Genomic DNA, 10945 nt, shown 5'->3' on the forward strand with positions numbered 1-10945 from the left:
TCCCGAGTGTAGTTTTGGGAAACGCCGTTTCGCTAGGGGGAACCACGGATGGCACCAGTTCGCGTCGCCGCCGCGCAGATCGAGGCCGGGCAGGACGTCGCCGCCAACCTTGCCGCCTGCCTGCGGGTGATCGACGCGGCCGCGGCGGCCGGCGCCCAGCTCGTGGTCCTGCCGGAATTCTGCAACCACCTGTCCTGGTACGCGTCCCGCGAACAGGCACATCAGCGCGCCACCCGGCCCGGCGACGATTTCCTGACCGCCATCGCCGAGCGCGCCCGCCGCCACCACATGTGGATCAAGGTCAACGTCACCCACGCGTACGGCAATGGCCGCACCGGCGGCACCAATCTGATCTTCGACGAGAAGGGGGAGATCGCCGGGCGGTGCGACAAGCAGACGCTGATGGGCGCCGAGAACGACTTCCTCGACCCCGCCGACCACGTCGGCCCGGTCCTCGACACACCGCTGGGCCGCCTCGGCATGTACGCCTGCATGGAGGGCGTCATCAACGAGGTGACCCGCGGCCTGACCCTGCGGGGCGCGCAGGTGCTTCTCAACAGCCTCAACAGCTTCGCCACCGACGAGGCCGACCTGCACATCCCGGTCCGCGCCGCCGAGAACAAAGTGTGGGTCGTCGCCGCCAACAAGGTGGGCCCGCTGCTTCCGGCCGGCGAGCTCCCCGCCATCGCCGAGCGGCTCGGCGTCCCGCCGGAATGGCTGCACGGCGCCGGTGAGAGCCAGATCGTCGCCCCGGACGGCACGGTCGTGGCCAAGGCGCCCCGCACCGGCGAGGCCATCGTCGTCGCCGACATCGACCCGTCGCGGGCGGACGACAAACGCAGGCCGGACGGAACCGACATCCTGGCCGGCCGGCGCCCCGAGTTGTACGCCCCGATCGCCGAGCCGCCGGTCGGCCGCCGCCGCGGTCCCGGCGCCGCCGAGCTCACGGTGGCTGTGGCCCGCGGTTTCGGGCACGTGCGCGAGGCCGCCCTGGAGGGCCACCAGCTGATCGTGCTGCCCGAGCTGTCGGCCGGCCCGCAGTCGCTGGCCGCCGCGCTCGGCGGTACCACCGGAGTCGCCGTCACCAGCGTCATCGAGAACGGCGCGCACGTCGGCATCGTCGTCGGCGCCCAGGGCGTCGTCGTCCGCCAGCCGCAGCTGCACGCCACCCGCGGCGCCGGGCCGGCCGGCCACTCCCCCACCGGCAAGCGGATCGTTCCGGTCGACCTGCCCTGGGGCCGGCTGGCCGTGATCGTCGGCGACGACGCGCTCTACCCGGAGACCTTCCGGCTGGCCGCCCTGGCCGACGCCGACGTGGTCGCCGTCCCCTACCGGGCCCAGGAGCCCTGGGAGCTCGCGCTGGGCCTGCCCGAGCGGGCCGCCGAGAACCGCCTCAACGTCATCGTCGCCACCCCGTACGGGCAACCCGCCGCCGTCTTCGGCCTCAGCACCGACTTCACCCTCTGGACGAGCTGGCAGGGCCCGTTCACCGGCCGCATCTCGACACCCCTGCGCACGGACGTCCCGGCCACCACCTATCGCGCTGGCGCCGTCGTCGCGCCCGCGCAGGCCGCCAACCGGCTCGTCTCACGCCGCACCGACCTGGTCGACGGCCGCCCGTGGCGGCTGCTCGGCGCCTTAATCAACTAGAAGGGGACCACTGTGGCGGAGACCCTCCAGCACGTGGAGGACATGGTCGACAGCTCGCCCGTCGTCGACGTGCACGACACGTTCCACTACTACCAGGACCTTCTCGCCGCGCTGAAGGCGAAGATGGACGCCCGCTTCGAGCTCACCCGCGACCCGTCGACCCTCGAGCTGGAGAGCTACGGCGCCTATCCGGACGGCCCGGGCGGCTCGCTCGCCGCGTACTCGGGTCCCGAGGTCGACTGGATGGTGCACTCGTGGCTGGGCAATCCCGGCGCCAGCTTCGCCAACCTGCACCTGACCTGCTGGCTCGGCCCTCAGATCGCCGTGCCGCATCTCGGTCTGGCCCTGCTGGTCTGGCCGGGCGGCTGGTTCTACCTCGACTCGGTGCCGCGGGCGAATCTGGTCGAGGACGGCGAGTACTACGACAAGTACTACGCACCGCTCGACGAGGAGTGGCTGGAGCTGCGGTCGGACCCGCAGTTCGAATACTTCGTGAGCCGGGCCGGTTTCATCCGGGCCAGCCTGTCGCCCACCGCGTACTGCTATTCGTTCGAGCGCAGCCGGCGCAACCTCGACATCGTCTCGCAGAAGGCGCACGCGCACGTCGACCGCTGGCTGTCCTGGGTGGACGAGGCGGCGCCCGTCCCCGAGGGCGAGCGGGTGGCCCTCGCGGCCCGGGACCTCAGGATCCGCCGGAACATCGCCGACCGCGACCCGGCCAACGTCATGGGCGTGCGCTACTTCGGCCAGGAGACCACGGAACGGCTGGTGCGCGGCCTCTGGGGCGGCGACCGGCAGTTGCCGCGGCCCGGGGTGACTCCATGACCGTACGTTCCGTGTGGTGGGCGGCGGCGATTCCCGGTGCCGAGGCACCGTTCGACACGGCCCACCTGCGCGTCTACTACCCGGCGAGGCCGACCGGCTCGGACGCCGAACGGCTGTCGGGCGTCTTCCCGATCGAGCCCTCGGACACGCCGTACCCGGTCGTCGTCATCGTCTCCGGCGTGAACGTCGGTCAGGAGGCCTACCGGTGGCTCGCCACCGATCTGGCCGCCCGGGGCTACGTCGCGGTCACGTACGACTGGGTCGGCGAGCTGTTCGGCGGCCTGCGCGGCATCACCCCGGGCGTCGAGCTGGCGGCGGCACGGCCCGACGCGTACGGGACGCGCCCGACGACGCCGAGCGTGCCCGCCGTCCTCGACGCCCTGGCCGGCATGACCGGCCCCGTGCAGGGCCACCTCGACCTCGGCAACGTCGGCCTGATCGGCCATTCCGCGGGCGGCACCGTCATCCTGCAGAGCGCCCGCTTCTTCCCCTCGGTCAAGGCGGTCGCCGCCTACGGCACCCACACGATGGTCGCCACCATGCTCGGCTGGCCCGCCGGCACCGTGCTCCCCGCTCAGGTCGAGAGCCCGGTGCTGCTGATGGCCGGCGAGAACGACGGTGTCATCAACGGATCGGCCGACCGGTACGGCGAGGACGCGGCCACCCGCCGCGATCCGATCAGCCGCACCTTCGACGAGGCCCTGCCCGCGACGGGCGACCACCTGCACGTCACCTTCGCCGGCGCCAACCACTTCGGCGTCGTGCATCCCGTCGACGAGACCGCCGCCCGCGCCTTCCTCGACCGCGAGGCGACCGTCGATCCCACCAAGACCCGGGCCGCGATCGCCGAGGTGACGGGCGCGTTTCTCGGCGTACACCTGAAAAAGAGCGCAAGCGACGCGCTCACCGAAGCCCTCCAGTCCCCCGAAGTCGCCGAGATCCGGCGGAGGTAAGACCATGCTGAAGAACTTCTGGTACGCGGTGGAATTCGCCGACCGGCTGACGGCGAAACCCGTGCGGGTCACCGTTCTGGGGCAACATCTGGCGCTTTACCGTACGCCTTCAGGACGCGTCGCCGCCCTGTCGGACCTGTGCGTGCACCGCGGTGCGGCCCTGTCCGGCGGCTGGCTCAAGGACGACTGCATCGTGTGCCCGTACCACGGCTGGGAATACAAGCCGGACGGCGAGTGTGTGAAGATCCCGGCCAATCAGCCCGGCCGCGGCATCCCCAAGAAGGCGCGCGTCGACTCGTACCCGGCCCAGGAGAAGTACGGCTTCATCTGGGTCTACCTCGGCGACCTGCCCGAGGAGGAACGGCCGCCGATGCCGGTCTGGCCCGAGTTCGACGACCTGGTCGAGAACGGCGGCCGCTTCCGCGCGGTCACCGGCGAGTTTCTGTGGAACGCCAACTACGAACGGATTCTGGAGAACGGCTGCGACATCGCGCACGCGCCGTTCGTCCACTCCGGATCGTTCGGCAACCCGGAGCGGCCCGAGGTCGCCGAGTACGAGCTGGAGCAGCCGGACGAGTGGTCGGCCTTCGCCACGGTCGACCTCTATCCGCCGGCGCCGAAGGGCGTCTGGGGCAGGTTCAGCCGGCTGCGCGGCGAGGATCTGACCAAGCGCCCGCCGGTGACCACCACGGCCGGCTGGATGCTGCCGAACATGATCAAACTGCACGTGCGGCTGCCGATCGGCGACCTCATCATCTACGACACGAACATCCCCATCGACGACACCCACACACTGGTCAAGTGGGTCGCGCTGCGCACCTTCTTCACCGGCAAGTGGGCCGACAAGAACGCCGTCCAGCGCACGCTGCGCATCTTCTACCAGGACGCCGAAGTCGTCGACAAGGTCCGGCCCGAGCTGCTGCCCTTCGACCTCGGCGCCGAGCTGCACATCCGCAGCGACCTCATCGCCGTGCAGTACCGGCGCCGCCGCCAGGAACTGGCCGAGAAGGGCTGGCTGCTCTCGGCCGAGGACGTCATCACCGGCGACGTGCCCAAGCGGACCGCGACCGTCATCGCCTCGCCCGCCCGGCGCGAGAACCCGGAGCTGGCCCGGGCCTGGGTGCACAAGGCCCGCGGTGAGCATCCGACCGTGGCCGCGGCCGAGCTCATGGGCACCACCGACGAGGAGGACAGATGAGCCGGCCGGGCGCCCTTTCCGACCGCACCCTGGACAAGATCCTCCAGGGGGTGCCGGTCACGCTCAAGGACGATCGCGAGCTGACCTCGCCGATGAGCCCGGCGCCCGTGGGGCGGATCCGGGTCTGGCGCGGCACCGGCACGGTGGTCAAAGTGGTGAACGTGTCGCTGGTCGTGCCGCCGATCGGCCTCGACAGCCACATGATTTTCGCCTTCACCGCACCGGATTCGGGCGTTCCCCACTTCACGCTCGACGCGGTGGCCAACGGCGACAACTACGCCTTCCACCTCGACCTGATTCCCCGCGTCGACCTGGCGACCTCACTGTCCTACCTCGACACCGTCTTCGAGCCGCTGACCGAGATCTACACAGAGGTACGGGGACGTGAGGGGCTCACACCCGCACACCTGACGCCCCGCCAGTACGCCCTGATGTCGCCCTGGATGCTGGTCAGCCGGGCCACCGCGGCGGCGTTCGAGGGCATCGGCGACGCGGTCGACGGCTACCTCGGCCATTGGCTGAGCCTGCTCTCGTCGTCCATCACCGGCATCGACACCGCCCGGGACGCCCAGCATCGGGCGCTGCTCTTCAGCCCGGCCATCGACCCCGTCTGGTCGCAGACGGAACGGCTTCTGGGCCGGGAGCAGAGCGAAAGCGTACGCCTAGAGCTGGTGAGCAACGAATGACGCAGCCCTCGGTGTGGCAGCAGCGCATCGCCGGCGAATGGCACGGGCGGCCGTCGCTGTTCGACGCGGACGGCACGTGGTGCGGCTATGAGGAGATCCGGCGCTCGTCCGACTTCGCCGACGGCGTGACCACCTATCGGATGGACGGCGGCCTGGTCGGCGGCGGCGCGCTCGCGGGCCGCTTCCGGCTCGGCGCCCCGTTCTCCTTCGGTGTCGTGGACTCCGACGCGAACCGGGTCTACACCGGGCCCGACTTCTTCGGGACCGGGCAGCCGTACGGATCGTTCGTCGACTCCCACTACTACGGGCCGGGCTGGCAGGTCGACCTGAACACCTGGAACCAGGTGCTGCCCGACGGCGACACGCAGGTCTACTCCTCGGTGCTGTACCAGGGCTGGGCGGTGGTGGGCTGCTTCAACGGCGTCTACACGCGGGACGCCTCGAAGGTCGACGCACTCATCGAGGCCGAGACACGGCGCGGCCCGGTGCCGTACATCCTGCCCACCAAAACGGTGGGCCGCTTCGCCGGCACGTGCGAGCTGTGGGGCGCCGACCAGAAACAGCGCGGCACCGCCGAGGTCTCCCTCGCCCTGGAGCCGATCGACCTGCTGCGGACGCGACGGCACATCACCTGGAGCGGCGCCGGGCTGGACCGGTCGTTCACGGTCGACGCGCGGCGCGACGGCAACCGCCTGTTCTTCGAAGGCCCGGACGCCTGGGGCAACGCGATCGGCTTCGGCCGGGCGTCGTTCTCCTCGCTGCATCTCGCCGACGTGTGGAAGGTCAAGGGCCGGGAGTTCTCGCTCGACGCCGAGCCGGGCATGTCGGCCGGGCGGCGGCTCTCCGTGGTCTACGAGCTCTTCGACGGGGCCTCGCTCGACACGGTGCTGCACGGGGTCCTGGAGTGGCAGTCATGACCGTCGTGGTGGTGACGGGCGGGACCCGGGGCATCGGCCAGGGCCTCGTCCGGTCGTTCGCCCGGCTGGGCGCCGACGTCGCCTACTGTGGACGGCACGTCACCGAGGCGCCGGACGGGATTCTCGCCGTCACCGCCGACGTCACGGTCCGTGAGGACGTGCGGAAGCTGTGGGACGCCACGGTCGACCGGTTCGGGCGGGTCGACATCTGGGTCAACAACGCCGGCCTGTCCACCTCACGGCGGCCGCTGTGGGAGCTGCCACCGGCCGAGATCGACGCGGTGGTCGGCGTCAACCTCGGCGGCACGTTGCAGGCCAGCGCGGTCGTGCTGGAGGCGATGCTGGCGCAGGGCCACGGCGCGCTCTGGAACATGGAGGGCCTGGGCTCGACCGGCCAGATCGTCGCCGGGCTGACCCCTTACGGAGCAACGAAACGCGGTTTGACGTACGCGACCCTCGCGATGGCCAAGGAGCTGAAGGGCACCCCGGTCAAGGCGTGCCTGCTCTCCCCCGGCATGGTCGTGACCGACCTGCTGACCCGCGATTACGAGCCGGCCGAGCTCGAGAACGCCAAGAAGATCTTCACCATCCTGGCCGACCGCGTCGAGACGGTCACACCGTGGCTCGCCGAGCGGGTGCTGAAAGGCACCCGCAACGGCGGCCGCGTCGCCTGGCTCACCAACCGCAAGGCGGCGTACCGGTTCGCGACCGCGGCCTTCCACAATCGGGACCCGTTCTCATGAACTACCCGATCTGGCTCGCCCTCGAAGATTTCGTCCCGGTGCTGTTCGGCATGGCCGGCTTCGCCCTGCTGGCCCTCCAGGCGCCCGAGCCGGCCCGCCGCGCCGGCCTCATCGGCGCGCTGCTCATCGGCCTCGGCGGCCTGAGCAAGTGCGCCTGGAAACTGGCCGTCGCGGCCGGCTGGGGCAACCCGCGACTCCTGGAGGAGTTGCTGTTCCCGTTGATGGCGGCCGGGGCCGCGGCCGTCTGCTGGGCGCTGGCGGTGACCCTACGGCCCTCGCCCCCGGTGCCGTGGTGGCCGTTCGCCGCGGTCGTCGTGGTCGCCGCCTTCGGCTCGGCCGTGCTGCTGAGCCTGCAGCCCCTGTTCGTGGCGGCCACCTTCGGCGTGACCGCGATCAGCGTGCTGGCCGCCATCCTGGCCGGGCGGCGGCGCCGCTACCTGTCGGTCGCCCTGTTCTCGGCCGGCCTGATCCTCGTCATGTCGCTGGTGCCGCTCCGCTCCTCCGAGTCGCATCACACGGTCGCCTACCAATGGCTCGAACAGTCCCTCAACACGTGCGCGCAGGCCTTCCTCTTCGTGGCGGCGCTGCTCATCCCCGTACGGGAAAAGGTTGGTGTTTCTCATGACTGACGCCCTCGGCTGGCGCCGGAAGTTCGGCGTCATCGCGCCCTCGACGAACACGATCGTCGAGCCGGACTTCGCCGGGATGTCGGTGCCCGGCGTGACGTCGCACTTCTCCCGCATCCACATCCGCAACCAGGACCTGTCCGACGATGCCGGCTTCGAGAATCTGCTGGTGCAGATCAGAGCCGAGATCGGGTACGCCTGCGAGCGCGTCCTGACCTGCGAGCCCGGCTACATGGTGATGGGCATGTCGGCCGAGACGTTCTGGGGCGGTGTCGAGGGCAACCGCGAGTTCGTCGCCCAGATCAAGCAGATCACCGGCCTCGACGTGGCCACCGGCGCCGAGGCCTGCGAACGGGCCCTGCGCCTGTTCGGCGCCCGCAGGATCGGCGTCGTCACCCCGTACCAGCCGATCGGCGACGCCAACGTGGTCCGCTTCTTCGGCGAGATCGGCTTCGAGGTCGTTTCCATCCAGGGCCTGAAATGCCCCACGGCTGTTTCCATCGCGCACGTCACCGAGGACGAGCTGCGGCGCGCCATCCGCGCCGTCGACGGCCCTGAGGTCGACGCGATCGTCCAGTGCGGCACCAACCTGTCGATGGTCCGCCTGGCCGACGAGGCCGAACGCTGGCTGGGCAAGCCGGTGATCGCCATCAACGCGGCCACCTGGTGGATGGCGCTGCGCGAGAACGGCATCGAGGACAAGGTCTACGGCGCCGGCACCCTGCTCCGCTCGTACTGAGACTCCTTCAGAAGCCATCCGGCCGCGGCGAGGATCGCCAGCCCGTTGAGCCCGTGCAGCGCCGTCCACAGCCCACCGACCTCCGCGATCACCACCTGCAACGAGTCGAGACCCACGACGAGCACCGACACCCACACGAGCCGCGCCGGCAGATGCCCGGCCGCGGCCACGATCGCCATCACTAGCGGCACGAAGAAAATGACATACCCCATCGCGTGGTGCAGCCGGTAGGAGCTCGCGTGAAACCCGCCGGTCGTCGCGAACACGAACTGGGCCACGACGATCAGCACGAGCGCCGCCGCCAGGAAAGTGAAAGTCTTCCGCATGCCCACTCGACGACACAGCCCCCGAAAATGTGCCGTCATCGTCGGGTAGACATGACGGACATGAGCGCGATCACGAACGAGCGTCGCCACCTGCTGAACCTCGCCTATCGCCTGACCGGCTCCCTGGCCGACGCCGAGGACGTGGTACAGGAGACCTACGCCCGGTGGTACGCGCTCACCCGCCCCCGCCAGGACGCCATCGACAACCCCGCCGCCTGGCTGACCACGGTCGCCACCCGCGTCTGCCTGGACCTGCTCGGCTCGGCCCGCGCCCGGCGCGAACGTTACGTGGGCTCCTGGCTTCCCGAGCCGCTCCCCACCGACGTCGCCGACCTCTCCGACCGGGTCACCCTGGACGAGTCCGTCAGCATGGCCTTCCTGATCGTCCTGGACGCCATGACCCCCGCCGAACGCGTGGCCTTCGTCCTGCACGACGTCTTCGGCTACCCCTTCACCGAGGTGGCCACGATCATCGGCCGCACCCCTGTGGCCTGCCGCAAGCTGGCCTCCTCGGCCCGCCGCCGAGTCCGCGACGCCGGCACACCCTTGACCCCGCCCACCGACCAGGCCCAGGTGGTCCGCGACTTCAAGAAGGCGTGGGAGGCGAAGGACATCACCGCCCTGATAGCCCTGCTGGACCCCGGCGCCACCGTCACCGCCGACGGCGGCGGCCAGGTCAGCGCGGTCCAGCACCCCCTACAGGGCAGAGACCAGATCGCCCACTACGCCACCACTTTGTTCCGCGTCATGCCCGACATGACCATCCTCGAGCGCACCGTCAACGGCCACCCCGGCCTCATGGTCCAGCTAGCCGGCGTCACGACGACGGTCATGGCCTTCGAACTCGCCGGCGACCGGATCATCCACATCTGGGCCGTCCGCAACCCCAGCAAGCTCCGGCCCTGGACGGCGTAGCTGCCGTACTCTGCCGTGATGACCCCCACCCAGGACGAGGTGCTCGCCTACTTCACCACGCTCGCGAACTGGGGCCGCTGGGGCAACGACGACGAGCTCGGAACCCTCAACCACATCACCGACGAGGTCCGCCGCGCGGCCGCCCACGCGGTGCGCCACGGCCGAAGCGTGTCCTGCGCGTGGGAACTGACCGCCCCCACCGACATGGACCGCTCGACAACAACGATCCCGCGGGCCGTGGACATGCCAGGCGCCGAACACATGCCCACCCACTTCCACCGTGACCGCCGCTGGGGTTCCACCAACGAGCGTCTGGCTTTCACCTACCACGGCAACACCGTGACCCACCTGGACGCCCCTTGCCACCTGACCTGGGACGGCAAGCTCTACAACAACCGCCCCCACACCCAGGTAACCACCGAAGGCGGCACGACCTGGGCCGGCGTGACAGCAGCAGCGAACGGCATCACCACCCGCGGCGTCCTCCTGGACATCCCGGCGGTCCGCGACGTCCCCTGGCTACAGCCGGGCGAGGCCGTTCACCCCACCGACTTGGAACAGGCCGAACGCCGCCAGAACACAAAGGTCCGCCCAGGCGACGCCGTCCTTCTGAGAACCGGCTACGGCCGAGCCCGCCGCGAGACAGGCGACAACACCGGCTTGACCCACTCAGGCTGGCACGCCTCATGCCTACCGTGGCTTCACGACCGAGGCGTAGCCCTGATCGGCGCCGACACACCCCAGGACGTCCAGCCTTCGGGTTACCAGAACATCCTGATGCCAATCCACGCCATAGGCTTGGTAGCCATGGGCCTGTGGCTCCTGGACAACTGCGACCTGGAGGCGTGCGCCACAACAGCCATGTCCCTGTCCCAGTGGGACTTCCACCTCACCGTCGCCCCACTGCGCCTGGCCGCCACGTCCGGCAGCCCGGTGAATCCGATCGCTACCTTCTGATCGCAGCCCCAAGAAACAGTTGCTTTCTTGCGCTGGGACGGTTGGGGGTAGGGGGTAAGCACTCACTGCTGGCTGGGAAGCGCTTTACGCTGTGAGTGCTTACCCCCTACCCCCAACCTCGCGGGGCATCTGGTCACCCCAGGATCGGGGTGGCGGGTCCGAAGAACAACACCGGCTCGTCGGCCCGCCGCCGGCTGAGGGAGTTTGGGTGCAACGAAGGCCGGGCTGTCTCGTGCCGGCTGAGCGGTTCCTGGACGTTTAACTGCATGGTCGATAAGCCCTCAGAAATCACTTCGCAAAACCCTACAGCCCACGTGCGCAGTGGCAACAACCAGCACCGACCTGCGGTCTGGGTTCTTATCGACCATGCAGTTAAACGTCCAGAGCCCGCCCAGCGGTAGCGACCCGCC

12 protein-coding genes are annotated in these 10945 nt (G+C 69.9%); 11 read left to right on the forward strand and 1 reads right to left on the reverse strand.

Annotated features, from left to right (window positions below; translation table 11 throughout):
- Positions 1–48: 48 nt before the first annotated feature.
- From CRP55_RS42215 to CRP55_RS42255, 9 genes are read left to right on the forward strand one after another with little or no spacing between them, the layout of a single operon-like run.
- Positions 49–1650 carry a nitrilase-related carbon-nitrogen hydrolase gene (locus tag CRP55_RS42215; RefSeq protein ID WP_097327618.1) on the forward strand — a complete coding sequence of 534 codons (1602 nt, stop codon included), beginning with the start codon at positions 49–51 and terminating at the stop codon, positions 1648–1650.
- 12 nt (positions 1651–1662) lie between these two features.
- A complete protein-coding gene (locus CRP55_RS42220) occupies positions 1663–2475 on the forward strand; it encodes an oxidoreductase (protein ID WP_097327619.1) in 813 nt (270 codons plus the stop codon).
- Complete coding sequence (locus CRP55_RS42225) at positions 2472–3428, forward strand: alpha/beta hydrolase family protein (protein WP_097327620.1); 957 nt, start codon at positions 2472–2474, stop codon at positions 3426–3428. The genes CRP55_RS42220 and CRP55_RS42225 overlap by 4 nt, the downstream gene beginning before the upstream one ends.
- Before the next feature lie 4 nt (positions 3429–3432).
- Positions 3433–4626: an aromatic ring-hydroxylating dioxygenase subunit alpha gene (locus CRP55_RS42230; RefSeq protein WP_097327621.1), complete on the forward strand. Its 1194-nt coding sequence runs from the start codon at positions 3433–3435 to the stop codon at positions 4624–4626.
- Positions 4623–5312, forward strand: coding sequence for a hypothetical protein (locus CRP55_RS42235; protein ID WP_097327622.1), 690 nt, complete (start codon positions 4623–4625; stop codon positions 5310–5312). Before CRP55_RS42230 ends, CRP55_RS42235 begins: the two co-directional genes overlap by 4 nt.
- Complete coding sequence (locus CRP55_RS42240; RefSeq protein ID WP_097327623.1) at positions 5309–6229, forward strand: hypothetical protein; 921 nt, start codon at positions 5309–5311, stop codon at positions 6227–6229. The genes CRP55_RS42235 and CRP55_RS42240 overlap by 4 nt, the downstream gene beginning before the upstream one ends.
- Entirely contained in the window at positions 6226–6972 is a 747-nt protein-coding gene (locus CRP55_RS42245; RefSeq protein WP_097327624.1) for an SDR family oxidoreductase, read from the forward strand. Before CRP55_RS42240 ends, CRP55_RS42245 begins: the two co-directional genes overlap by 4 nt.
- The gene (locus tag CRP55_RS42250; protein ID WP_097327625.1) at positions 6969–7601 is read left to right on the forward strand and encodes a hypothetical protein; all 633 of its coding nucleotides are present in this window, start codon (positions 6969–6971) and stop codon (positions 7599–7601) included. The genes CRP55_RS42245 and CRP55_RS42250 overlap by 4 nt, the downstream gene beginning before the upstream one ends.
- A complete protein-coding gene (locus CRP55_RS42255; protein ID WP_097327626.1) occupies positions 7594–8337 on the forward strand; it encodes a maleate cis-trans isomerase family protein in 744 nt (247 codons plus the stop codon). Before CRP55_RS42250 ends, CRP55_RS42255 begins: the two co-directional genes overlap by 8 nt.
- Here the strand turns inward: CRP55_RS42255 and CRP55_RS42260 are convergent.
- Complete coding sequence (locus tag CRP55_RS42260; RefSeq protein WP_097327653.1) at positions 8304–8663, reverse strand: DUF6220 domain-containing protein; 360 nt, start codon at positions 8661–8663, stop codon at positions 8304–8306. The two genes, CRP55_RS42255 and CRP55_RS42260, sit on opposite strands and share 34 nt — an antisense overlap.
- 60 nt (positions 8664–8723) lie before the next feature.
- Here CRP55_RS42260 and sigJ point away from each other — a divergent pair, with 60 nt between their 5' ends.
- Together sigJ and CRP55_RS42270 are read left to right on the forward strand one after the other, a co-directional pair.
- Positions 8724–9578: an RNA polymerase sigma factor SigJ gene (gene sigJ, locus CRP55_RS42265; RefSeq protein WP_245923714.1), complete on the forward strand. Its 855-nt coding sequence runs from the start codon at positions 8724–8726 to the stop codon at positions 9576–9578.
- An 18-nt stretch (positions 9579–9596) separates the two neighbouring features.
- Positions 9597–10535 carry a cyclase family protein gene (locus CRP55_RS42270; protein WP_097327628.1) on the forward strand — a complete coding sequence of 313 codons (939 nt, stop codon included), beginning with the start codon at positions 9597–9599 and terminating at the stop codon, positions 10533–10535.
- The last annotated feature ends 410 nt before the right edge of the window (positions 10536–10945 follow it).

Origin of the sequence: Paractinoplanes atraurantiacus, assembly GCF_900215205.1 — a bacterium.
GTDB classification, from domain to species: Bacteria; Actinomycetota; Actinomycetes; order Mycobacteriales; family Micromonosporaceae; genus Actinoplanes; species Actinoplanes atraurantiacus.